At 31.4% G+C, this 25,924-nt stretch carries 17 protein-coding genes; 16 read left to right on the top strand and 1 reads right to left on the bottom strand.

Annotation, left to right across the window (positions count from 1 at the left end):
- Positions 1-8: 8 nt before the first annotated feature.
- From GN138_RS03475 to GN138_RS03385, 16 genes are all read left to right on the top strand, one after another.
- Positions 9-2,510 (top strand): heavy metal translocating P-type ATPase, encoded by a 2,502-nt coding sequence (locus GN138_RS03475; RefSeq protein ID WP_157362154.1) that lies wholly within the window; start codon positions 9-11, stop codon positions 2,508-2,510.
- Positions 2,511-2,528: 18 nt separating this feature from the next.
- The gene (locus GN138_RS03470) at positions 2,529-3,011 is read left to right on the top strand and encodes a DUF305 domain-containing protein (protein ID WP_157362152.1); all 483 of its coding nucleotides are present in this window, start codon (positions 2,529-2,531) and stop codon (positions 3,009-3,011) included.
- Positions 3,001-4,773 (top strand): efflux RND transporter periplasmic adaptor subunit, encoded by a 1,773-nt coding sequence (locus GN138_RS03465; protein ID WP_157362150.1) that lies wholly within the window; start codon positions 3,001-3,003, stop codon positions 4,771-4,773. The genes GN138_RS03470 and GN138_RS03465 overlap by 11 nt, the downstream gene beginning before the upstream one ends.
- Before the next feature lie 32 nt (positions 4,774-4,805).
- On the top strand, positions 4,806-5,300 hold the full coding sequence (locus GN138_RS03460; protein ID WP_051881039.1) for a heavy-metal-associated domain-containing protein: 495 nt from the start codon (positions 4,806-4,808) through the stop codon (positions 5,298-5,300).
- 1,109 nt (positions 5,301-6,409) lie between these two features.
- Positions 6,410-6,883, top strand: a complete 474-nt coding sequence (locus GN138_RS03455; protein ID WP_157362148.1) for a DUF6943 family protein — start codon at positions 6,410-6,412, stop codon at positions 6,881-6,883.
- A gap of 88 nt (positions 6,884-6,971) precedes the next feature.
- Positions 6,972-7,613: a DUF6266 family protein gene (locus GN138_RS03450; protein ID WP_157362146.1), complete on the top strand. Its 642-nt coding sequence runs from the start codon at positions 6,972-6,974 to the stop codon at positions 7,611-7,613.
- 406 nt (positions 7,614-8,019) lie between these two features.
- On the top strand, positions 8,020-13,473 hold the full coding sequence (locus tag GN138_RS03445; RefSeq protein ID WP_157362144.1) for a PAS domain S-box protein: 5,454 nt from the start codon (positions 8,020-8,022) through the stop codon (positions 13,471-13,473).
- Positions 13,474-13,514: 41 nt separating this feature from the next.
- Complete coding sequence (locus GN138_RS03440) at positions 13,515-15,659, top strand: sensor histidine kinase (RefSeq protein ID WP_157362142.1); 2,145 nt, start codon at positions 13,515-13,517, stop codon at positions 15,657-15,659.
- A 69-nt stretch (positions 15,660-15,728) separates the two neighbouring features.
- Positions 15,729-16,106 (top strand): response regulator, encoded by a 378-nt coding sequence (locus GN138_RS03435; RefSeq protein WP_157362140.1) that lies wholly within the window; start codon positions 15,729-15,731, stop codon positions 16,104-16,106.
- 4 nt (positions 16,107-16,110) lie between these two features.
- On the top strand, positions 16,111-19,836 hold the full coding sequence (locus GN138_RS16135; protein WP_231743028.1) for a sigma 54-interacting transcriptional regulator: 3,726 nt from the start codon (positions 16,111-16,113) through the stop codon (positions 19,834-19,836).
- Positions 19,837-20,019: 183 nt separating this feature from the next.
- The gene (locus GN138_RS03410; RefSeq protein WP_157362138.1) at positions 20,020-20,448 is read left to right on the top strand and encodes a hypothetical protein; all 429 of its coding nucleotides are present in this window, start codon (positions 20,020-20,022) and stop codon (positions 20,446-20,448) included.
- A complete protein-coding gene (locus tag GN138_RS03405) occupies positions 20,445-20,876 on the top strand; it encodes a DUF7793 family protein (protein WP_157362136.1) in 432 nt (143 codons plus the stop codon). Before GN138_RS03410 ends, GN138_RS03405 begins: the two co-directional genes overlap by 4 nt.
- 382 nt (positions 20,877-21,258) lie before the next feature.
- Positions 21,259-21,720, top strand: a complete 462-nt coding sequence (msrB, locus tag GN138_RS03400; RefSeq protein WP_157362134.1) for a peptide-methionine (R)-S-oxide reductase MsrB — start codon at positions 21,259-21,261, stop codon at positions 21,718-21,720.
- A gap of 20 nt (positions 21,721-21,740) precedes the next feature.
- Positions 21,741-23,303: a protein adenylyltransferase SelO gene (locus GN138_RS03395; RefSeq protein WP_317162705.1), complete on the top strand. Its 1,563-nt coding sequence runs from the start codon at positions 21,741-21,743 to the stop codon at positions 23,301-23,303.
- A 90-nt stretch (positions 23,304-23,393) separates the two neighbouring features.
- A complete protein-coding gene (gene msrA / locus GN138_RS03390) occupies positions 23,394-23,888 on the top strand; it encodes a peptide-methionine (S)-S-oxide reductase MsrA (RefSeq protein WP_157362129.1) in 495 nt (164 codons plus the stop codon).
- A gap of 31 nt (positions 23,889-23,919) precedes the next feature.
- Positions 23,920-24,876, top strand: coding sequence for an aldo/keto reductase (locus GN138_RS03385; protein WP_157362128.1), 957 nt, complete (start codon positions 23,920-23,922; stop codon positions 24,874-24,876).
- On the opposite strand, the gene GN138_RS03380 is transcribed toward GN138_RS03385, so the two are convergent.
- Positions 24,873-25,871 carry a metal-dependent hydrolase gene (locus tag GN138_RS03380; protein WP_157362126.1) on the bottom strand — a complete coding sequence of 333 codons (999 nt, stop codon included), beginning with the start codon at positions 25,869-25,871 and terminating at the stop codon, positions 24,873-24,875. The two genes, GN138_RS03385 and GN138_RS03380, sit on opposite strands and share 4 nt — an antisense overlap.
- Positions 25,872-25,924: the final 53 nt, after the last annotated feature.

Here is a 25,924-nt window from a genome sequence, read left to right as displayed (position 1 = left end):
TTATAACAATGAAACACACATATCACATACACGGAATGACCTGCAACGGTTGTCGCAGTCACGTTGAGGAAACACTTTCTAAAGTAGAAGGCGTTTCAAAAGCAACCGTCGATTTAGAAAAGGCAGAAGCTACCATAGAAATGGAATCGCATATTCCTATAGAAAAGTTTCAAGAAGCCTTAAAAAAGGATGGTGATAGATATAGCATTCATAAACAAGGTGAACAACATCAATATTCAAAAGATAAAAAGAAAGTGCAATCCAAAGGAAAAGGCACAGGCACATTTTATTGTCCTATGCATTGCGAAGGCGATAAAACTTATGACGAACCAGGCGATTGTCCTGTATGCGGTATGGACTTGGTAGAAGAACAAAATCTATCAACATCAAATGCAGAGCAATGGACGTGCCCGATGCATCCTGAAATTGTAAAAGAAGAAGCAGGTTCGTGTCCTATTTGTGGGATGGATTTAGTGCCAATGGAAACAGATAGTTCAGCAGAAGAAAAAACGTATAAAAAGCTATTAAAGAAATTTTGGATTGCCACAGCATTCACCTTGCCCATTTTCTTAATGGCTATGAGCGAAATGCTCAATAACAATCCGTTGTACGATATAATGGAACAGAAATATTGGAACTGGATTCAATTTGCATTATCAATTCCAGTAGTGTTTTATGCCACTTGGATGTTCTTTGAACGTGCCTATAAAAGCATTAAGACTTGGAATCTCAATATGTTTACACTTATTGGGATTGGTGCAGGTGTGGCGTGGTCGTTTAGTGTTTTTGGTATGTTCTTTCCAGACGTATTTCCAAGTCAATTTAAAACCGAATCGGGAGCAGTTCACGTGTATTTTGAGGCGGCAACAGTTATTCTAACATTAGTACTTTTAGGTCAATTGTTAGAAGCTCGTGCACATAGTAAAACCAATTCGGCAGTAAAAGAACTGTTGAAATTAGCACCTAATAAAGCCATAAAAATAGTAGATGGTGAAGAAGTTGAAGTCAGTATTGACGAGATAGAACTTAATGATATTCTAAAAGTGAAACCAGGAGATAAAATTCCTGTGGATGGTGTGATAACTGAAGGCGAAACAACTATTGATGAATCTATGATTACAGGCGAACCTATTCCTGTAAACAAATCTCAAGAAGATAAAGTAAGTAGCGGAACCATTAATGGGAATCAATCCTTTTTAATGAAAGCAGAAAAGGTAGGAAGTGACACTTTATTATCACAAATCATTCATATGGTTAATGATGCCAGTAGAAGTCGTGCACCTATTCAAAATTTAGCAGATAAAGTTTCAGGCTATTTTGTGCCAGTTGTAGTTCTTATTTCTATTATCACATTTATTGTGTGGTCTATTTGGGGACCAGAACCAGTTTATGTGTATGCGTTTGTCAATGCAATTGCAGTACTAATCATTGCTTGTCCTTGTGCTTTAGGTTTAGCAACACCAATGTCTGTAATGGTTGGTGTGGGTAAAGGTGCTCAAAATGGTGTATTGATTAAAAATGCTGAAGCTCTTGAAAAAATGGATAAGGTAAATACGCTTATCGTTGACAAGACAGGAACAATTACCGAAGGAAAACCAACAGTTGAAACCGTTGGAGCTTTTAATGATGCTTTAAGCGAAAAAGAAGTGTTACAATACATCGTGTCATTAAATACAAATAGCGAACATCCTTTGGCAGAAGCGACAGTTAAATATGGCAAAGAACACAACGCAGAAATTTTAAAGTCCGAAGATTTTAGTGCTGTTACAGGAAAAGGTGTTGAAGCTAAAATTGATGGAAAAAATGTAGCATTAGGTAATCCTAAAATGATGGAATATGCTAAAGCGGATATTACTTCTAAAATGAAAGACGAAGCTAAATCTTACCAAGAACAGGGTAAAACAGTTTCTTATTTGTCAATAGATGAAACCGTAGTTGGATATGTAGTTATAGGCGATAAGATAAAAGAAACAAGTGCTAAAGCCATTAAAGCACTTCAGGATAAAGGGATTGATGTTATAATGCTTACAGGTGATAATCACGATACAGCACAAGCAGTAGCATCAGAACTAAATCTTGCAGATTTTAAAGCCAGTATGTTACCAGAGGACAAACTCAAAGAAGTAGAAAAATTACAAGAAAACGGAAAAGTAGTTGCTATGGCAGGTGATGGTATTAACGATGCACCAGCATTGGCTAAAAGTGATGTCGGTATTGCTATGGGAACTGGAACAGACGTAGCGATAGAAAGTGCTATGATAACTTTAGTAAAAGGCGATTTACACGGTATTGTAAAAGCAAAAAATTTGAGTAATGCTGTAATGAAGAACATTAAGCAAAACCTATTTTTTGCACTTATCTACAACACTTTAGGTGTACCTATTGCAGCAGGTGTGTTGTTTCCATTCTTCGGAATACTACTCTCGCCAATGATAGCAGCTTTAGCAATGAGTTTTAGTTCGGTTTCGGTAATAGGTAACGCACTACGATTAAGAACAATTAAAGTATAACTATAAAATCAAATAATTATGGAAAATTCAAAAAAACACTCAAACAAAGGAAATTACAAAACCTTCTTTATAATGTTGGCTTGCTCATTTGTAGCAATGTACATCACAATGTATTTAAACACCTATTCCATAGACCACGTATGGTTTAGTTTAACACGATTCTATATGACGTGTTTAGGGATTTCAACAATGGCAGTGATAATGTGGTTTTTTATGCGAAAAATGTATAATAATAAAAAGAAGAATATCGCCATACTTGCAGGTAGTTTCATACTGTTTCTTGGTGCATTAGGGTTGGTAAGAACACAAGCACCCATTATTGGTGATGTACTTTGGATGAAAGCAATGATTCCACATCATTCTATCGCTATTTTAACAAGTGAAAGAGCAGATATTCAAGACCCAGAAGTTAAAAAATTAGCGGAAGATATTATTAAAGCACAACGAAAAGAAATAGAAGAAATGAAAGCAATGATAAAACGATTAGAGAATGAAAAATAATAAAATAGTCATATATATTGGCATACTCGTAGTAGGTGTGTTATTGGGTTGGTTGCTTTTTGGTGGCTCATCAAATGAAGAAATAGACCATAATCACGATGCGGTTGCAGCAACCAATCAAATGTGGACCTGTTCAATGCATCCACAAATTATGCAACCAGAACCAGGTGATTGTCCTATTTGTGGAATGGATTTAATTCCTGCCGAAAGTGGAAGTGATGGCCTGTTAGCAGACCAATTCAAATTAACCGAAAATGCGATGGCTTTAGCCAATATTCAAACAACTGTTGTAGGCAAAGGAAATGTTGATGGCAACACCCTTAAATTATCTGGTAAAATTGCTGAAAATGAAGAAGCTAATGCAGTACAAGTCAGTTATTTTTCGGGTAGAATAGAACGTTTGAATATCAGTTTTACAGGAGAAGAAGTCCGTAAAGGTCAATTACTAGCAACCATTTATTCGCCAGAATTGTATGCAGCACAACAAGAGTTAATTACAGCATCGTCTTTAAAGGAATCACAACCTGCATTGTACAAAGCGGTTCGTAATAAATTGAAGTTATGGAAGCTATCTGAAAATCAAATCAATCAGATTGAAGAAACTCAAAAAATAAAAGAAAACTTTCCAGTTTATGCAACCGTTTCAGGTACAGTTACCGAAAAATTAGTAGAACAAGGCGACTACATCAAACAAGGTCAACCATTGCTTAAAATTGCAAATCTCAATACGGTTTGGGCAAACTTTGATGTCTATGAAAATCAAATCGATTTATTTAAAAAGGGACAAGAAGTTTTAGTGACTACAAACGCTTATGCTAATAAGGAATTTAAAGGGAAAGTCGATTTCATTGAACCAATATTAAATACCAAAACAAGAACAGTAACCTTACGTGTGGTGCTTAATAATAAAAACGATGTATTTAAACCAGGAATGTTTGTAACCGCCAATATTGAACGAGTTTCAAGAAGTAATGATGAGGTATTAACAATCCCAGCATCTGCTGTACTTTGGACAGGTGAACGTTCTGTTGTCTATTTAAAAACCAATCCAGACCAAACCGTTTTTGAAATGCGTGAAGTTGTTTTAGGGAATCAAATTGGTAATGAATATGAAGTTGTAGAAGGTTTATTTGTTGGAAATGAAATCGTAACTAACGGAACATTTACTGTAGATGCTGCTGCACAACTACAAGGCAAAAAATCAATGATGAATAAGCAAGGTGGTAAAACAATGACAGGTCACGAAGGTCATTTAGGTATGGATAATAATTTAAAAAATGAAAGCGACCATACTTATATGAATGAACGCTTAAAAGTGTCAGGGAAATTTCAAGAGCAATTAAAAGAGGTATACTATGATTACATCAATTTAAAAGATGCTTTAGTAAAAGAAGACTCAAAAGGTAGTTCAAAAAATGCAACTACTTTACTATCAAATTTGGGTAAGATAGATATGAAATTGCTTAAAGATGAAGCACACAATCATTGGATGTCATTAATAGATGAGATAAAATCTTCTACAACTTCAATAGCCGGTTCACAAGACATTAAAACCCAAAGAAATCACTTTAAACACTTGTCTTCACATTTAATTAAAGCGGTTCAAATATTTGGTGTAAAAGAAAAGGTATATGTAGAATTTTGTCCAATGGCAGATAACAATAATGGTGCTTATTGGTTAAGCAAAGAAGAAAAAGTAATCAATCCATACTTTGGCGAAGCAATGCTAACCTGTGGTGAAGTAAAACAAGTAATAGAATAATAAATCAAGTAATAACAATTAAATTTTAAACAATGAATTTTTCAAAGAAAAATCACGAACACAAAAACAAAAATGTAATCGACGTGAGTAAAAAAGTAATTTTAAGTGTAGCTGTAATAGCAGCATTAGGTTTAACAAGTTGTAAAAACGAAACCAAAAAAGAAACAGAAACCACAACTACTGAAATGTCAAAAGATATGGCAATGACAGACCTGTCTTTTGGTGTAAGAGGAAATTGCGGAATGTGTAAAAACACTATCGAAAAAGCAGCTAACGGTGTTGAAGGTGTTGCAAGTGCTAATTGGGATGTCGATAAAAAGAAGATTGATGTGTCTTTTGATGATACAAAAACCGATGCAATGGCAATCCATAAAGCAATCGCAGCTTCAGGATATGATACCGAAAAAGTAGCAGGTGATGAAGAAGCATATGATGGTTTACCAGGTTGTTGTAAATACGACCACGAAATGATGATGAATCAATCTGGTGAAGAAGAAAGTGATGACCATTCAAATCACGACCATTAAGCAATAATGAAAGAGTCTTTTTCGGAAGGCTCTTTTTTATTCCCCACAACCCAAAACCCAGTTTTTTCGCTTGCCTTGTCTTGAGCCTGACGAAAGCTCAAAATCCTCTGTCTTTTGTGTTGTTCCGCTCACCTAACAAGTTTAGCGTTTTTTTGTCTTTAAGGTAATAGCATATTACAGCTTTGGTTTTCATAAAATCAAACCAAACTGCAAAAAGCTATTCTGTTATTATTTTATCATAAAACCCTAAACTCACCCAAGCTATGTTACATAATACAAGTTATAGTAGCAAACGGCACTTTTCAAAGGTTTGCTATCGCAGTATTAATGCATTTTGTAGCTATAACTGGTATTATGTAAAATATCCGCTATTCCAACGCGCACTTCCGTACATTAAACCACATTTTGAACTAACATTAAACATTTGAACATTTTAAGGTTTCCGTTAATTGATAATAATATTCGTTACCTCATTCAAGCTGCACAAAACCATCGTTAAGTCCAAGTATTCCTTACCTCAAGTCTTTGTTTGTTTCATTTCGTTAACAAATATAAAAGTCCACTTTTCCCCACCACCCAAGTCAGCGGTTATAAAAAAATAGGTTTATAAAGTGTAGTAATACCCCATAGCATATTGCTTTTTCTCGTGCCTCAAAAAAAGCAATTAGCTATTGTCTAAAAGTCCTGTATAAGTAGCTTGTTTAAATGCTGTTTTATCAAACAACTATTTAAAACGCTACCCATACAAACGCTTCATCCAACACTTAATAACAAAATGCAACCTATTTTTTTAAGTGTTAATTCCCCAGAAAATTTAAAGGCAATTTCAATCAAGTTTAAACCAATTTGAAATATTAAAATAAAAAAAGATGGCAAATATATGTGGCTACCTCTGCCAACCGCACAAGGCTATAAAGGTCAAGCCCTACGGGTTTTGAATAAAACTTTTTTCAAGACCCTTTTTCTTTTGATTTAGACATTCAACTCAAAAACTTTTATCCAAAAACCTTGACAGCCTTACCCACGCCACAACAACTATGGCTATCTTTTTTCTTTTCAAAAAAAATAATGGCGCGAAGCGTAGCGAAGCAATTTTAAATTGGATAGCTATGTCAACTTTTGAACTAAAAACACACCAAATCGGAAGAACCTACTCGAACCCTCATTTTTTTATTCTAAACAAAGGTCTAAACAGCGGAAAACCACTCTTAAAATCCTGTGCTAACTGTTTCGTTGTCACTACTACAACAGAAGAGTTAAAACACACACTTTTTCACTTATCTATGATGTTGCAAATAGGCGGTTTTTACGCTTACTATTTAAAAGGAAGTGTTATTCAGTTTATTTCAATAGATGATTGTAGGAACACTTTGAAAAACAGTTACAGCTCATTGTTTTATGATGCAATTCAGTTGCAAAAGCATATTAATATTGTGTCAGCAATTAACAAAAAGGAAAAGGAACTTCATAAAATCATTTCAAAAATGGCAGATTTGAAAGTGTCATATATTCAAAACCTATTTTCTAAAAAGCAAAATCGGGCAACAAAGGGCAACAAAAACCAAATCAATCTATTAGCATAGTATTTGCCATATATTACTTGTGTTGGATAAAGACCGTATCAAGTCCGAACCAACTTCGAACGAATATAAATTTTTAATTTTTTTTGAGATGGGTAAAATTTCACAAGGTATTTTAGGTGGGTTATCTGGAAAAGTAGGTAACGTAATTGGAGGTAATTGGAAAGGTATTGATTATTTGAGAATCAAACCTTCTAGTGTAGCAAATCCTCGAACAGAAGGGCAAGTTAACCAAAGAAACAAATTTACTGTTACTTTGGAGTATCTTCAACCGAATTTAGGATTTATCAAGAAAGGGTATAAATCTTATGCGGTGCAAAAAACAGAGTTTAATGCAGCAATGTCTTATGTATTGAATAATGCGATTACAGGAGCTGCACCAAACTTTACTGTAGATTATTCATTAGCTTTATTAAGTAGAGGTAATCTATCTGGAGCATTGAACCCTACAACAGATTTAGCAACTGCGGGACAAGTAGAATTTACTTGGGATGACAACTCTGCTGAAGGTAATGCAAATGCAACTGATAAAGCAATGATTTTAGTTTACAACCCAAGTAAAAAGGAATCAATGTATATTCTTGATGGTGCTGATAGAACTGTAGGGTCACAAATCATTACAATTCCAAGTACTTATGCAGGTGATACAGTCGAGCTTTTTATGGCATTTATTACTGCTGAAGGTAATACCGTGTCAAACAGCGTTTATTTAGGCTCTGGAACAGCTAATTAACGGTAGATGTTTTTATGTATGAAACCACTCTTTATGAGTGGTTTTTTTATGCTATATTCGTAATTGAATTTATTAATGATTGCCTTTAATTTACCCTTTTTAGGTGTTTTTTTGTATCCTATTTGTTGCCCAAATGCTCTAACCCCAATAAATATAAGGTAAATTACATATTGTATTGGTAAGTAATTTATTTGATCTTCTAAATAATAGCATACTTTACGTAAAACTTAGTTTTTAAGCTTTAAAATTAATTCAATTTTAAGCATTTTTTTAATTAACAGAGTTAATGAAGTTGTTATTTATTATTCAAATTGTTGTGAATTAGTTTATTTATTGCGTAAATTATGCCTAATAGTTTTTGCGAATAAGCCCTTAACTTAGTTTGCTTTACTAACTAAACCGCTATATGACTATTTATTTTGCAATTATTTTTGGCTTTATAGGTATTACCTTTTTATTTCTATTACTATATAGATTAAGGTCTAAATTTGGATTTACTCCACTTTTTATGCTCCTTGGTTCTATGCTCTATTTTCAAGCGCAAAATGCGCAACTTTTAAATACAAATCTAGGAGATAGTATATCAATATACTCAGTAAATTCAATCATAGCTGTATGTATTTTAACCGTTATTTTACTTTTTTATGTAAAAGAAGGTATTGCACAAACAAAAACAGTTTTATTGGGTGTTTTTATAGCAAGTACTATGATGTCTTTGATAGTGTTTTTTACAGCTGCCAATCAAAATAGTACTACAGAGGTTAAGAGTCTATTTATTATATATTTAAAACCTTTTATATGTAATATAATGTTGCTGGTTGCAGGATTACTGTTAATCATATTTTATCAAAAACTAATTAACTCTGTTAAAAAACCATCGTTACTAGTTTTGTTTTGTAGTAGCATATTAATGGCTACAATAGGATATACGTTATTATACAATTTATCGTTTAATTATAATGCTACAGATTTTAAAAGGCAGTTAATCTATCAACTAACCAATACTTCCTTTTTAGCAATAAGTGCAGGTGTGATACTTCATCTTTATTTAAAGTATTTTGAGCAAGATTCTGATGCTTTAAAACTAAATATTAAAAGAAATGTATTTTCTATTCTGGCTATAAAAAACACTGAAAATGATTTAGATATAGTTGTAGGCGATTTTGACGCTAAATCAAATGTTTTATTAGAAACTACATTAAATAATATTTCAGATGGTTTTGTAACCTTAGATAAAAATTGGCGATTTACATATGCCAATGTTAAAACCGGAGAGTTTCTTAACCAGAACCCTAAAAGTCTAATAGGTAAAGAAATCTGGAATGTATTTCCGGATAATAAAGACTTATCATTTTCTAAATTATATCATAAAGCAGTAATGTCTCAAAAAGAACAGTTTTATGAAGGTTATTATGAAAAATTAGACAAATGGTTTGAAAATAGAGTATACCCAACAAAAGATGGTGTAACCATTTATTTTAGAGATATAACAAAGCGTGTAAAATCAGAAGGTCATGGTCAAATGTTAAACTCTCTAATAAATAGTAGTGATCAATTTATCGGTTTAGCTACTTTAGAAGGTAAACCATTTTATTTAAACCGTAATGGTAGAGCCTTAGTTGGTTTAACAGAACAAGACAATTTGCCTGCTACTATTTATAATTTCTACCCATCTAATTATAAAAAAGAAGTTAAAAATGTGCAATTAGCTGAGGTATACAAAAAAGAAAGTTGGAGAGGAGAAACATATTTTATAAATCTTAAAACTAAAGAATTAATTCCGGTTGAGGTATCTCGTTTTTTAATTAGAGATGAACAATCAAATAAACCAATTGCATTAGGTATTGTTGCAAATGACATTACAAGTAGAAAAATCTCAGAAAATAAAATATTAGATTTTCAGCACAAAATGCAAGCTGCTATAAGAATAGGTAATATTGGTCATTGGTCTTGGGATATGTCTACAGACGAAGTATACTGGTCAGATGTTATGTATAATATATATGATGTAGACAAAGATACCGTTGTAGAATATAATACAGCTTCAAATTGCGTGCATCCAGAAGATAAAAAATACTACAATGAAACAAGTGCACAACGTATTGAAAATAAAAGCAACAAGCCATTTGAATTTAGAATTTTAGCAAAAAATGGCACCGTAAAATATGTTATGGTACAAATGGAGGTTATAGAAGATGCTTCTGGTGTGCCTATAAAATTTCATGGAACGGTTATAGATGTTACAGAACGTAAACACGCAGAAGAAAAATTAGAAAACAGCGAATTATTATTTAGAGAACTAACATCTAGTGCACCAGTTGGTATTTTTAGAATGGAACTAGACGGAAGTTGCTCTTATGTTAATTCGCAATGGCAAATCTATGCTGGTATGTCTTTTAATGATGCTATGGAATTTGGGTGGACAAATGCCATACATCCAGATGATAGAGAACGCGTGTTTAAGTCTTGGATGGAAATAGTACCAACAGGTAAAGATTTTAACGTAGAATTTAGATTTTTAAATCCAGACGGAAAAATTCTATGGATGACGGTTAAGGCTGTAGGTAATTATAACGCTGATAAAAAGCTATATGGGTATACAGGTATTTGTCTCGATGTTACAGAAATAAAAGTAGCGCAACAAAACCTTATAAAAAGTGAAAAACTATTTAAGCGTTTAACGTCTAAAGCACCAGTTGGCATATTTCAAACTACCAAAGAGGGTTTATGTAATTATGCTAATAAACAATGGTTACAAAGTGCAGGTTTAACTTATGAAGAAGCAATGGGTGATGGTTGGGCAACTGCATTACATCCAGATGATTTAAACAGAATAGCAGAAGAATGGCAAAATTATATAGAATCTAATAAGACAGAATTAGAAACCAGTTTTAGATTTTTACATAAAAATAAAGAAGTTATTTGGGTAACTGTTAAAACTGTTGCCACCTTTGATGCAGACAATAGGCTAAACGGATACATAGGTATGACTATCGATATTACAGATAAAAAAATAGCCGAAGAAAAATTAATTAATAGCGAATTGCTTTTTAGAGGGTTAACAAACAACGCACCTGTAGGAATTTTTAAAACAGACAAAGATGGGGCTTGTAATTTTGTTAATAATGAATGGATTAATTACGCAGGTATATCCTACGAAGAAGCCATGGGCTTTGGTTGGTCTAATGCATTACACCCAGAAAATAAATCTTACATAATAGATCATTGGCAAGATTGTGTTGCTAATAATAAAGAATATAATGTAGATTTAACATTCTTCAATAAAAAGAAAAATAAAACCTATTGGCTCTCTGTAAGGTCAGAAGGGTTATATGATTTAAATAACAATCTTATAGGATTTGTTGGTATATGTTTAGATATCACAGAAAGAAAAAAAGCAGAAGAACAATTAAAAGAAAACGAAAGGTATTTAGAGAATATATTAAATAATATAGGCGACCCTATTTTTGTAAAAGATGACCAAAGTAGAATTATTTTAGCCAATGAAGCATTAAGTACCTTTTTTAATATAAAAAAGGAAGATATTTTAGGTAAAACTTTAGCTGAAAAATTTCCTGCAGATGCTAGAAATCGATTGTTAAATAATGACCAAAATATTTTAAAAACAGGTTTAGTTAATATACAAGAGGAAACACTTAATCTAAATAATATAGAAACAAGAACTTTTATAACCAAAAAGACAAGATTTATAGATAGTAAAGAAAAAAAATATATTATAGGAGTAGTAAGAGATATTACTGAAAGAAAAGAAACAGAGTTGAAAATTGCAGATATGCAACATAAAATTGAATCTGCCATAAGAATAGGGAACATAGGTTATTGGAGCTGGGAAATTGAAACAGACGAAGTGTTTTGGTCAGATTTAATGTACGATATATTTGAGTTAGAAAGAAACACTATCCTAAACTATAACACAGTACTAAATTGCGTACATCCAGAAGATAAAGATTACTATGATAAAACCACAAAAAATAGAATTACTAATAAAAGTAATAAGCCAATAGATTTTAGAATTCTATGTAAAAATAATATTGTAAAATACATAACAGCACAAACAGAAGTAATATTAGATGACCAAGGAAATGCAATTAAATTTCAAGGTACAGTATTGGATATTACAGAAAAGAAAGTGGCAGAAATAGAATTAATAAATAATGAAAAATTATTTAAAGGTCTCATTTCTAATTCGCCAATTGTTATTTATCAAACCGATAAAAACGGAGCTTGTAACTATATAAATGAAAAATGGTATCATTTAACAGGGCAAACAATTAATGAAGCCTTAGGATATGGTTTTGCAAATGCTATTCATCCAGAAGATAGAGATCGAGTAATTAATAAATGGAATAATGCCGTAAAAAACCAAGAAAATTTTAAAACAGTGTTTAGGCATCTTAAACCAAATGGTACAGTGATATGGTTCTCTAACAAAGCAGTTAAAACCTATGATGCTAACAATAAATTCTCAGGCTATATAGGCACAATATTAAATATTACAGATGCCAAAAAAGCAGAAGAGATAGAACAAAAAAGTAAACAATATCTCAATGATATATTAAATAATATTGGAGATCCTGTATTTGTAAAAGATAACCAAAGTAAGTTAATTTTAGTTAATGATGCACTTTGCAATACGTTTGGCTTACAAAGAGAACAAATAATAGGTAAAACTTTAGGTGAAAAAATACCAGCAAAAGAATACGAAACATTGCTTAAAATAGAAAATCACATCCTACAAACAGGCGAGGAGGTAGTTAATGAAGAAACAGTAAGTTTAAATAATAAACCAACTCGAACATTTTCTGTTAAAAAAACAAGATATATAGACAATGACAGTAACAAATTAATTGTTGGTGTGCTAAGAGATATTACCGAGCGCAAAAAAGTTGAAGAAGAAATTAGAAAAGCACACCAGCGTTTAACTACCCATTTAAATAATTCGCCATTAGCAATTATAGAATGGGACACGGAGTTTCATATTACAAGTTGGTCTACAAAAGCAACAAAAATTTTTGGATGGACTGAGGCAGAGGTTAATGGTAAAAAAGTTAGCGATATTCGTTTTGTTTATGAAGAAGATGAATCCTTAATAAATAAATATTATTTAGAATTAAAAAATGCAGAAGTTAATTTTAATAGAATAATAAACCGTAATTATACAAAAGATAACAAAGTAATTTATTGCGAGTGGTATAACTCAGCGCTATTAGATGCAGAGGGCAAAATAGAGTCCTTTTTGTCTATGGTACAAGATGTTACAGAGCGTGTAGAAATAGAGAAAAGTATAAAAGAAAGTGAAGAAAAATTCTCAAAGGTATTTCACTCTAGTCTAATAGGATATTCTATAATAAATACAGATGAAGTAAGAATCGATGTTAATGAAGCTTTGGCAAAAATTTTAGAGACAACAAGAGAACATTTAATTGGTAAAACAATGGAGGGCGCTCAAATAGAACTTATAGATGATGCCTATTATCAGCAAAAAAATAGACTTTTAGATAAGCTTTTAAAAAATGGGTATTTACACAACGAATCTATAAATAGAACATTAAACAGTGGTAAAAAAATTAACCTTTTAACCTCTGTAGAACCCATAGAAATTTCAGGAGAAACTCATGCACTTTTTGCAGTTATTGATAATACAGAAAATAAAATAACAGAATTAGAATTAGAGAATTATAGAAATAATTTGGAGGAGTTAGTAAATATAAGAACCTCAGAAGTAGATTCTAAAAATAAAGAACTAGAACGGATGAATAAATTATTCATCGGTAGGGAGTTAAAAATGAGAGATTTAAAAAATGTAATAAAAGACTTAAGAAAAAAGTATGAGCAATAATTACGTTATATTATTGAAGTAATTGGTAAGCTAATAGCATTATGAAAAGTACGCCCTTTTATCGTTTTCTTAAGAAGCCTTTAGTAATCTCTGTGATAACTATCATTGCACTTTTGGCTATCACTCAGTATGTGGCTTATCAAAAATACTTAATCAATGAAAATGAGCAACGCAAAGAATTAAATAATGAAATAAATATAATTAAAGACAAACTACAGGCTTTAATTATGTATAATTATTCTGCAACAAAGTCTTTGGCTTATATTGTAGAACGTAATGGTATACCATCAGATTTTGATGAAATAGCAAAAGATTTTTTAAACCATCAAAACTATTTTGATGCAATAGAATTAGTAGATAGTACAGGTGTAATAACCCATGTATATCCATTAGAAGGCAACGATGTCATAGGTTTTAATATATTATCTAGTAAAGCAGCAAGCCAAGGTGCTTATGCAACGATTGAAAGTAAAGATTTTTTTATAGCAGGCCCAGTAAATTTAAAACAAGGTGGTGTAGGTATAATAAGCAGACAGCCTATTTTTATTGATAATAAATTTTTTGGGTTTTCTGCAATAGTTACAAAACTGTCAACATTTCTAGAAGACTTAAATATAGCCGAAAAAAAAGACAATAGATTTTATTATCAATTATCAAGAGTAAATAGCAAAACAGGAGAAGAGCAATTCTTTTTAGAAAATAAATTATCAGTTTATCAAGAGTATGCAGTACCAATAGAAATGTCATTTGGTGAGTGGAAATTATATGTAGTACCAATAAATAGAAAGGTAAATTCTGCTTTCAGTTATTCTGCAATAGGTATTTTACTAGCACTATTAGTTGGTTGGTTAGTTTGGAGGTATACTGGGCAAACAGAACGATATAATAAAATTTTAACAGAGAAGTTAGCGAGTCAAGAAACGGAATTAAAATTAATACACAAAAAAGCAGAAAAGCAGATAAAAAAAAGTGAGTTAGATTTAAATAGAGCGCAGCGTATTGCAAGTATTGGAAGTTGGGAGTACAATTTAAAAACAAAACGCCTTTTTTTTTCCAAAGAAATGTATAGAATAATTGAAAAAGACTCAGAAAAATTTAAAGTAACAAGAGATAATTATTACCAGATTCTTCACCCAGAAGATAGAGAAAAGGTAAAAATAGCCATTGATAGCTTTTTAGAAAAAAAAGAATCTTACAATATAACTTATAGGCTATTACTGCCAAATGACCGCATAAAACATGTCAATGAACATTGCGAATTGTTGTTAGATAAAAAAAATAATTTATCTAAATCTTTTGGTACTATACAAGACATTACTAAAAGAGTAATTAGTGAAAACGAGCTATTAAACTTTAAAATAAATTTAGAAAACCTAGTCAATCAAAGAACAGAAGAACTTAACGATAGTAAAGAAGCATTGTTAAATTTATTAGAAGACATTAATTTGCAGTCTCTTGAATTAGAGAAAGAAAAAGCCAAAGCACAATCTGCAGATGCTATGAAATCCGCATTTTTGGCAACTATGTCGCATGAGTTAAGAACACCAATGAATTCTATAATAGGGTTTACAGGTATTCTGCTAAAAGAATTGGCGGGTCCATTAAATGAAGAGCAAAAAAAGCAGCTCAATATGGTTAAAAGAAGTAGTAAAAATTTATTAGATTTAATAAATGATATTTTAGACATTTCAAAAATTGAAGCAGGAAAACTAAATGTAACGTTTTCATCATTTAATTATCATACGATTATAGATAAAACAATCGCCTTTTTTGAACCACAAATTTCTCAGAAAGGACTTAAGTTAGTAACAGATATTAAAAATGATCAAATAACGGTCTATAGTGACGAAAGACGCTTAGAACAAGTACTTATAAATCTTATAACTAATGCTATTAAGTTTTCAGAAAAAGGAACCATAATTGTAAAAGTTTATATTTTAGAAGATTATGTTGTTACCGAGGTAATTGATCAAGGTATAGGAATAAAAGCCAAAGAAATGAATAAATTATTTCAGCCATTTGTTCAGATAGAAGGTGGATTAAGTAGAAAGCATGAAGGTACAGGTTTGGGATTAACCATTAGTAAAAGCTTAATAGAAAAGCTAGGCGGCACAATACGTGTAGAAAGTGAAATTGGTAAGGGAAGTAATTTTACATTTACAATACCGCAAAATAAAGTTAATTAATTGCTATTAATAATATAAAAAACAGAGGGAATTTGAGTACAACAAATTGGGATTAAATATTCAGTAAAAATGAAACCATCTATTTTAATAATAGAAGATAATGAACAAAATATGTATATGTTGTCTTATCTTTTAACAAAAGAAAAATTTGAAGTTATTAAGGCATATAATGGTAAAGACGGACTAAATTTAGCAACTAGTTATCAACCAGAAATTATCTTAGTAGACATTCAGTTACCAGATATGGATGGTTATGAGATTTGTTTACAACTTAGACAAACAGATATACCAAAATCTACAACAATAATTGCCGTTACATCTTATGCAATGCAAGGCGATAGAGAAAAAGCTATAAAAGCAGGTGCAGATGGTTATATTGAGAAACCAATAAATACAGAAACATTTATAGCAGAAATGCAAAAAATCTATAAATCAAATCAATTATAGTAGTATGGGTACTATTTTAATAGTAGATGACATATATGAAAATCTCTATTTACTAAAAGTAATTTTAGAAAAAGGAGGTTTTGAGGTAATAGAGGCTTATAATGGTAAAGAAGGGCTAGATCAATTGTCTAAACATAAAGTAGACCTCATTATTTCAGATATATTAATGCCAGTAATGGACGGTTATATGTTTTGCCAAGAATGTAAAAAACAAGACAATTTAAAAAATATTCCATTTGTATTTTATACATCTACCTACACCGAAAAGTTAGATGAAGAACTAGCCTTAAAATTAGGAGCTGCAAAATTTCTACGAAAACCAATGGATTACGACAAAATCGTAACGATAATCAATAAAATTTTAAAGCAGCATACCATTGAAAAAGACCCAATAGAATATCAAAATAAGGATTTTTCTGAAAAAGAAGTTTTAAAATTTTACAGTAAAAGGCTTATAAGTAAACTAGAGCAAAAAAATATAGATTTAGAAAAAGAGATAGTAGAACGAAAAAAAATTGAAAAATCATTAATAGATAAAAACGAAGTACTAGAGTTATTTGCCTCTAACATAGCAATAGAAAAAATCTTTGAGCAATTAATTCTCAATTATGAAAGGGAAAATAGTGGATATTATGGATCTATAAGTTTAGTGTGTAAGGAAGGAACTCACTTAGAATTAAGCGCAGCACCCAGTTTGCCAAAAGCGTATAATGAAGCCTTAAAAAGATTTGAAATTGAAGACCAAAGAGGCTCTTGTGGCACTGCGGCATATAATAAAAAAACGGTAATAGTATCAGATATTAGTACAGATACTTTATGGGATTTTGATAGAGCGTTAGCCTTGTCTCACAATTTAAAGTCGTGTTGGTCTGTACCTATACTCTCAAAAAACAATGATCTTTTAGGTACGTTCGCCATTTATAGCAATGAAATTAATACGCCTACCGATGATCATATTAGAGATTTAGATTTTGCCGTAAGTTTAGCAGTAATTGCAATTGAAAAAACTATTATTACTGAAGAAATTAAGAAAAAAGATCAATCTTATAAATTGTTAGTTAACCAAGCTAGTGATGCTATTATTACTTATGATTTTGACGGCAATATTTACGATTTTAACAAAGCCTCATATATAATGTTAGGCTATACCAAAGAGGAATTTACACAGCTAAAAATTCAAGATTTTTTGGTAAATAAAGTTAGAGATGAAAATATTATTCAACGCATACGTCTGGGTAATTCTGAGGTTTTTCAGAGGCAATTAGTAGCTAAAAACGGCCAAATAATTGAAGGTGAGATTTCTGCGCAAATACAGCAAGATGGTAGAGTAGTTAGTATTATAAGAGATGTAACAGAACGTCAAAAAAATCTTCAATCTATTAAAAAAGAAAAAGAATTTTCTTCTGGTCTTTTAGAATCTATGCAAGAAGGCTTGTATGTTATTAATTTGGAGTCTGAAATTATTAGAGTAAATCCGGCATTTTGTAAAATGACAGGCTTCTCAAAAGAAGAATTATTAGGAGCAAAAAGACCATATCCTTTCGCGGCACCAGAAATGGCATCTAAAAACAATGAGCGTTACAAATTATTAATTGAAACCAATAATAATCCTAATTTCGAGAATATATATAAGCGAAAAAATGGAGAACGTTTTCCTGTGCAAATTATGGTATCTAGGATAAATGACGATCAAGGAAATGTCATAGCTTTTTTTGGTACTATACAAGACATTACAGAAAGAAGAAAAGCTGAGATAGAATTAAAATTGTCTAAAGAGTTTAATGACAAGTTAATTATGTCTATGCAAGAGGGTTTAATAATTGTTAATGTAGATACCAAAATAATATTGGTAAATGATTCCTTTTGTAAGATTACAGGCTATGATAGAAACGAACTTTTAGCACAAAGTCAACCTTTTTCATTTTGGAAAAAAGAAGATTATAAAAAAGTCTTAGCAATACAGAATTCTGTTGCACAAAAAGAAAGAAAAGAAATATGTTTTGATATCAAAAGAAAAAATGGAGAGATAATTAAAGCTTCCTTTAATTCGGGTACCATTAAAAATAATGATAATGAGGTTATAGCAGTATATGCTACGGTAAAGGATATATCAGAAGAAGAAAAAGCAAAACAAATACTCATAGAGAAAGAGAAAAAATCTAACCAAAAGAAAAACGTAATTTTAGAATTAGCACAGTTGGTAGGTAAAGATATTCACTCTTCATTAAAGAGAATAGCGCAATTAGCAGCAGAGACATTAAAAGTATGTAGAGTTGGTATTTGGAGCTTTAATAAAGATATGAGCATCTTAAAATCAGAATATTTCTACGATTTAAATAAAGGGTTTATAAATCCCAATTATATAATAAATTATGCAGATAATCCTTATTATTTTGAAGCATTAAAACTGTATCAATCTGTTCGTGTTAACGATGCTCAAGATAACTTAATAACCAAATTATTTAACGATAATTACTTAATACCAAATAATATTAGGTCATTGTTAGATGTTTTTGTGCAAAGTTCTAATAGATATTACGGCATTGTCTGTTTTGAGCATAAAGGAGACTTTTTAAGAGAATGGACAGCAGAAGAGCAAGAATTTGCGTCTTCTATCGCTAATATTGTTTCGTTAATGGTAGAAAGTTCAGAAAGAAAACTTGCAGAAAATAAACTTGTTAGTGCTAATGAAAAACTCTTAAAGGCTAATAATGAGTTAAACACTTTGAAAAACAAACTTCAACAAGAAAACGTTTATCTTAGAAATGAATTAGACCTAGTTTTTAATTATGAAGAAATGGTGTACGGAAGCGAAGTATTTGCAAACGTTTTAAGTGAAATAGAAAAAGTAGCACCCACGGACGCAACAGTTTTACTTCTTGGAGAATCTGGCACAGGAAAAGAATTATTGGCAAGAGCTATACATAATATAAGTAAACGAAATAATAAACCGTTAATTAAGGTAAACTGTTCTGCAATACCAAGAGAACTTTTTGAAAGTGAATTGTTCGGTCATAAAAAAGGATCTTTTACAGGTGCTTTTGGAGATAAAGTAGGAAAGTTTGAATTAGCGGATAACGGCACCTTGTTTTTAGATGAAATAGGAGAATTGCCATTAGATATGCAACCAAAAATATTAAGATTCTTACAAGAAGGCGAAATAGAAGTGGTAGGAGGTTCTGAAATAAAAAAATTGAATGTTAGGGTTATTGCAGCAACTAATAGAGACTTGAAAGAAGAAGTACAAAAAAAGAAATTTAGAGAGGATTTGTATTTTAGACTCAATGTATTTCCTATTAATATCCCATCACTTAAAGAAAGAAAAGAAGATATTCCTTATTTGGTAGAACATTTTGTAGAAAAGTTTAACAAAGCATATGGTAAAAACATAAAGTATATTTCCGATGAAGCTATGACTAAACTTAGAAGCTATGATTGGCCAGGTAATATTAGAGAATTAGAAAACCTTATAGAACGTGCATCTATTCTTTCTGCAGATGAGACTTTATTAATTCCTGGCTTTGAATCGGCAAGCCAAAAGGTAAAATCTATACATAATAAAGACTATTCTTTAGATGCAGCTCAAAAAACGCATATATTGATGGTGTTAGAACAATGTAATTGGAAAATAACAGGAGATAATGGCGCAGCAGCACTTCTAAAACTAAAACCTAGTACATTGAGAGACCGTATGTCTAAATTAGGTATAAAAAAGCCCATAGCTAAGTAACGGCATTTCGTTAATCTTATAAATTTTATAACAAAAGTCACGGTATTCCGTGACTTTTGTTTTTGGTGATTTTTACTAAAAAAATATTTAATTAACTGATAATTAGTTATTTATAAATTAATTTTGATTTTTTTTTAATATTTGGCACACCAATTGGTATTTAGTTTTGCAAATGAGATAATTATGAAAAACGTAATTGAATTTGATGGAATTAAATTTTGGGTAGACCAAAACACAATCCATTGCGATTTAAATACGGTTTTCTTTAAAACATTCGATTCAGCAATTATAGAAGAACTATTTTGTGATATTTTACCACTAATATCTAATGGTACCTACATGCCTATAATAGTTAACTTAGAATCGCTTAATCGTAAAAATGCTTTAAGAATCTTTAGAATTATATCTAAAAGTGCAGTAATAAAAAAACTAGTCCTCTCAAGAATATTCTTAGTCGATTCTTTAAAATTAAAGTTAGTATTATCTCTAAATAACATTCTTGTAAAACAAGTTGTCCCAAATAAAATTTATACAGATTTTAATACAGCACATGAGTTTTGTAAAAATGATTTTAAAATTTTTAATACAGTTAGCCAACAAGCATTCTCATGAGCAAAGTAATAGGATTTAATAACGCTATATTTTGGACAGATGACACTGATATACTCTATTGTGATTTTAGTAATGATGATCCAAATTTAAAACTAGATATAAAAAATGGAAAAGCTTACGTTGATGCTATTCTTACATTATGTGACGGAAACTCTAAACCATTTTTAATTGATTTGTCTAAGACATGTGGTTCGTTCACTATATCTATAGTAAAGTTATTAGCGAGAAATCCAAAGTTAACAAATGTAAAAGTGTCAGAATCGTATTTAATAGACACAATGGGAATAAAATTATTAATCGCTTATTATAAAAAACTATATGATCCAAATACAACATTCGGAATTTTTAAAGATAAAACCTTGGCAAAAAAATTTTGTCAAAACATAGATAATTGTATTAATAGCAATATGTTGAAACTTGCTGAATAAACGCCTTAATAATATTAATTAAGGATACGTTCAGAATAAAATAGCAATCACTTACAACATTGGATCCCTATTAACAACCCATCCAATGTAAGTGTTTTTTAAAGTAGAGTATTTTCTTATGCCCTAACTGAGATTTATAACTACTACTTTTATAAAACACGTTAAGTGAATTATCGGTAACTATTTCATTTAAGGCGTTTTAAGTGAGTTCAATGTTTAATAAGGAAAGAGAGCTAATTAGCTCTCTTTTTTTTGTACCAATTATATCATATGTTTTTTGTCGCTTTAATAACTAAAACGATTAATTAATTTTTGTTTAATACCTTTGTAATGAGACGTAATTTATAAGGTAAATTAACGTCTAAACCATAAAAAAAAAGCTATGTTAACTTGGAAAGATATTATCAATTTTTCAGTAAATGGAAACCCAAAACCAGACCGAAGAGTTGAAAAAACAGAAGAAGAATGGAAAGCAATTTTAACACCAGAACAATTTAGAATTACCAGAAAAGCAGGTACAGAAGCACCGCATTCAGGAGGATTGTGTACAACCTATGAAGCTGGTAAATACAACTGCGTTTGTTGCAATACACCATTGTTTGATTCTACAATTAAATTTAATTCTGGTACAGGTTGGCCAAGTTTTTCACAACCTATTAAAGAAAACGCTATAAAATATATAAGAGATACAAGCTTTGGTATGGTTAGAGTAGAAGTACAATGTAATACTTGCGATGCGCACCAAGGCCATGTGTTTCCAGATGGACCAGAACCTAGCGGTTTGAGGTATTGCATCAATTCAGAATCTATGGTGCTTCAAACGGAAGAACAAATTTCAGAATAAGGTTTACTTATAATATGGCAATTCAATTCAACATAAAAGATAGGTTTAACCAAGAACTTCCTGCAGATAAAATTCTAGAGAATTCTAGAAGACAGGTTAAGGAAGCTTGTTTTTCTTATGTAACACCAAAAATTCCTAGTAAGCCGTCGTTAATTCATGTTTCGCCAGAAATGTTAGAAAATTTAGGTCTAACGGAAGCTGTTAGTAAAACTGAAGAATTCTTAAACGTGGTTACAGGTGCTGAGGTTATACCAAATACTAAACCGTATGCCATGTGTTATGCAGGTCATCAATTTGGTAATTGGGCAGGGCAGTTAGGCGATGGTCGCGCTATAAATTTAACGGAAATAGAGCACAATAATAAACATTGGGCGTTGCAATTAAAAGGTGCTGGCGAAACACCATATTCGCGCTCAGCAGATGGTTTGGCGGTTTTAAGGTCCTCAATTAGAGAATACCTTTGTAGCGAAGCCATGTTTCATTTAGGAGTGCCAACCACAAGAGCATTATCCTTAAGTTTATCTGGCGATGATGTCCTACGAGATGTTATGTATAATGGCAATGCGGCTTACGAAAAAGGTGCTATTGTAAGTAGAGTTGCAGAATCGTTTTTAAGATTTGGGAGCTACGAGATTTTTGCTTCAAAAGGCGATGCTAAAACCCTGAAAACCCTTGTGGATTATACGATTAGAAACCATTATTCAGAATTAGGAGAACCGTCTAAAGATACCTATATCGCTTTTTTAAAAGCAGTTACAAAACGCAGTTTAGACATGGTTGTACATTGGCAACGTGTAGGTTTTGTGCATGGTGTAATGAACACGGATAACATGTCTATACTCGGATTAACCATAGATTATGGGCCATATGGTTGGTTAGAAGGTTACGACCAAGGTTGGACACCAAATACCACAGATAATACACACAAAAGATATCGCTTTGGTACTCAGCCACATATTGTACTTTGGAATTTAATTCAACTCGCCAACGCCCTATATCCATTGGTAGAAGAAGCAGAACCTCTAGAGGAAATTCTTAATAATTATCAAATTGAAGTGCAGCTAGAACTTCAACAAATGATGCGTTCAAAATTAGGGTTAAAAGTGGCAGACCGAAATGATATTCAACTTATTGAAGCCTTAGAAAACGTGTTACAACTTTCGGAAACCGATATGACTATCTTCTTCAGGAATTTAGCCAACTTAGAAAAAGAAAATACTGAAAATTGGTACGCTACAATTGAAAATGCCTTTTATAAACCAGAAGAGATTTCAGGCGAAATTAAACTACAATGGTCCTCTTGGTTTAAAACCTATGAAGAGCGGTTAACGCTTGAAACCTTATCTGATGCTGAAAGAAAATCTGAAATGAATAAGGTAAACCCTAAATATGTGCTTCGAAATTATATGGCACAATTGGCTATTGATGATGCAGATAAAGGGAATTATGACTTAATAGATGAATTTTTCAAGCTATTAAAAAAACCGTATGATGAGCAGCCAAATTCAGAAAAATGGTTTGCAAAACGCCCAGAATGGGCAAGAGATAAAGTAGGGTGTTCTATGTTATCTTGCAGTTCTTAAAAAAAGAAAGATTTTTACCAAATTAGTGTAATTTATTTCAATAATAGAGACTAAGTTTAGTGTAAATTTAATTGAAAAATAAAAAGAAGAATGTCAGAATATAAAAAAGCATACATTGCAGGCGGTTGTTTTTGGGGAATGGAAGATTTGTTTAGAACACGTCCCGGAATTATAGATACAGAAGTAGGCTACCAAGGTGGCGAAAATGAGAACCCAACTTATAAACATCATCCAGGTCATGCTGAAGGATTAGAATTAACTTACGATCCAAATGTAACCTCTTTTAAAGCAATTTTAGACTACTTTTTTAGAATGCATAATCCTACAACAGTAGACCAACAGGGCAATGATAAAGGGTCTAGTTATCGTTCTGCTATTTTTTATCAAAATGATGAAGAGAAGCAAATTGCAGAAGAAATGATAGCTGTTGTAGATGCTTCTGGTAAATGGGATTCTAAAGTGGTTACAACGTTAGAACCTTTTGCACCATTTTGGAAGGCAGAAGAGTATCATCAAGATTATTTAGAAAAAAATCCAAATGGCTACACATGCCATTACCTAAGATTTGAAGAGTCTTATATTTAAGAATAAACTATTTTAAAACTTTTAAGACGTATTGAAACTAAAATATTTAGGCCTAGGAACAGCTGCAATTGGCAGACCAGTTTACATTAATATTAAGGAAAATGCTGATGAGACACCGTTTAACTTATTAGCATTTAAAACCGAAGGCGTAAAAGTTTTAGATGAGGCTTACAATAAAGGTGTTCGTTTTTTTGATACGTCACCTGGTTATGGTTTGGCAGAAGAATTATTAATTGGTTGGTTAAAGCAAAAAAACGACCCAACTATTAAAGTCTCTACAAAATGGGGTTATACTTATGTTGCCAATTTTAAACCAGATGCAACAGTACATGAAGTTAAAGAGCATTCGCTTAAAAAACTAAATGAGCAGTGGGAAAAATCTAAATTGTTGTTACCTAATTTGGCGCTCTATCAAATACATTCTGCCACTTTAGACACTGGTGTTTTAGATAATTTAGACGTACTAAAACGCTTACACCACATAAAAAAATCACATCATATTACCATAGGTTTATCTACTACAGGTCATAATCAAACTGAAATTTTAGAGAAAGCTTTGACGGTTGAAGTTGAGAATGAACCGTTATTTCAATCGTATCAAAGTACCTTTAATATTTTAGACCAAAGTATTGCACAATATAAAAACAAATTACAAAAATTGTCTGGGTCGTTTATTATTAAAGAAGCTTTGGCCAATGGACGATTAATCCCGAATTCAAATTATTTCAACTATAAAAACCTTTATACATTTATAAGTCAATTGGCTGATAAATATAAAGTTGGTGCAGATGCTATTGCTTTAAATTATTGTGCATCTGTTTTTCCTGAAGCTATAGTTTTAAGTGGTGTAAATAATAGCCATCATTTAGATGCTAATTTAAAAGTAGTTGAGTTCTCTTTAACCACTTCTGAGTTAGAACAATTAAGTGCTTTTAGAATTTCTAGCAATAAATATTGGCAAGAACGGAAGCAACTAAAATGGCATTAATTCCCTTTTATACGTTGCCATAAACTCAATAATAATGCTTTTCCGTCGAATTGGTTTTTCTCTTGTTCAACAAAATTAACGTTGCCCGTAGCATCAACATCGATTAAATATTTAAACACAAAATCTTGAGAATTGGGTTTTAAATTTATTAAACCAAAACGTAAATCGTTGTAGTATAATTTATCGTCTATTTGATTAATGGTGTACCAACCTTCAGAGATGGCAATCATTCGTTTTACCTTCTCATTTTCAATAAGATTGCCTAATAAATGATGATTTTTAGCATAGGTTTGAAATGAAATAGCTTGGGTATCAAAAAAGGAATAATCTGCAATAAGATAATGGTCTTTAGTATCTATGTTAGCATTCCAAAGTATTGTGTTTAAGGCAGAAGGTCTGGTGTCTAATTGTTGATAAGTTATATTTTGAAGTTTTAAGGCGTCTTTAAATTTTGTAAACGCTAAACTTTTAAACAGAAATGTAAGTGCTAAATAAGTTGAGCTTATCGCAAGACCTATAGTATTGTATACGCGCCTTTTTTTAGACGTTCGCTTTTGAAATAGTACTAAAATAACGCATATTAAAAACGGCAAGGTATACAATGGGTCTATTACAAAAATAGTTTTAAAAGCCAATCTCATATCTAAAGGCCAAAATAATTGCGTTCCCCATGTGGTATGTGCATCTAAGATAGGGTGTGTAATAAATGCCCAGAAAAACAGCCAAGCCCAACCTTTAAAACCTTTGTATTTCTCGTATTTAGAAACCATCCAACCAAAAATAGGCGCAAAGAGTATTGAGAATAGAATAGAGTGTGTAAAGCCACGATGCATAGCTAATGCAGAAACCGTATCTGTAAAGTGCGAAGCTAATACATCTAAATCTGGAATGGTGCCAGCGATAGCTCCATACAAAAGCGCTTTGTTACCTACTTTTTTTCCTAAAACAGCTTCGCCAACGGCTGCACCTAAAACAATTTGTGTGAGTGAATCCATAATTGAATGTAAAAATACGGTTTCTTAGATTGAATTGAGTTAAATATTACACA

Source organism: Winogradskyella endarachnes (assembly GCF_009741275.1).
Classification (GTDB): domain Bacteria; phylum Bacteroidota; class Bacteroidia; order Flavobacteriales; family Flavobacteriaceae; genus Winogradskyella; species Winogradskyella endarachnes.
The sequence above is the reverse complement of the archived record's forward strand: the minus strand, read 5'-3'. Positions and strand labels throughout refer to the sequence as shown.

Bases quoted from the DNA above. Each gene is read 5' to 3' on its own strand.
- msrA (WP_157362129.1), top strand. From the start codon at position 23,394: ATGTCAGAATATAAAAAAGCATACATTGCAGGCGGTTGTTTTTGGGGA.
- GN138_RS03410 (WP_157362138.1), top strand. From the start codon at position 20,020: ATGAAAAACGTAATTGAATTTGATGGAATTAAATTTTGGGTAGACCAA.
- GN138_RS03405 (WP_157362136.1), top strand. From the start codon at position 20,445: ATGAGCAAAGTAATAGGATTTAATAACGCTATATTTTGGACAGATGAC.
- GN138_RS03380 (WP_157362126.1), bottom strand. From the start codon at position 25,871: ATGGATTCACTCACACAAATTGTTTTAGGTGCAGCCGTTGGCGAAGCT.
- GN138_RS16135 (WP_231743028.1), top strand. From the start codon at position 16,111: ATGGGTACTATTTTAATAGTAGATGACATATATGAAAATCTCTATTTA.
- GN138_RS03470 (WP_157362152.1), top strand. From the start codon at position 2,529: ATGGAAAATTCAAAAAAACACTCAAACAAAGGAAATTACAAAACCTTC.
- GN138_RS03465 (WP_157362150.1), top strand. From the start codon at position 3,001: ATGAAAAATAATAAAATAGTCATATATATTGGCATACTCGTAGTAGGT.
- GN138_RS03455 (WP_157362148.1), top strand. From the start codon at position 6,410: ATGTCAACTTTTGAACTAAAAACACACCAAATCGGAAGAACCTACTCG.
- GN138_RS03475 (WP_157362154.1), top strand. From the start codon at position 9: ATGAAACACACATATCACATACACGGAATGACCTGCAACGGTTGTCGC.
- msrB (WP_157362134.1), top strand. From the start codon at position 21,259: ATGTTAACTTGGAAAGATATTATCAATTTTTCAGTAAATGGAAACCCA.
- GN138_RS03440 (WP_157362142.1), top strand. From the start codon at position 13,515: ATGAAAAGTACGCCCTTTTATCGTTTTCTTAAGAAGCCTTTAGTAATC.
- GN138_RS03460 (WP_051881039.1), top strand. From the start codon at position 4,806: ATGAATTTTTCAAAGAAAAATCACGAACACAAAAACAAAAATGTAATC.
- GN138_RS03450 (WP_157362146.1), top strand. From the start codon at position 6,972: ATGGGTAAAATTTCACAAGGTATTTTAGGTGGGTTATCTGGAAAAGTA.
- GN138_RS03445 (WP_157362144.1), top strand. From the start codon at position 8,020: ATGACTATTTATTTTGCAATTATTTTTGGCTTTATAGGTATTACCTTT.
- GN138_RS03435 (WP_157362140.1), top strand. From the start codon at position 15,729: ATGAAACCATCTATTTTAATAATAGAAGATAATGAACAAAATATGTAT.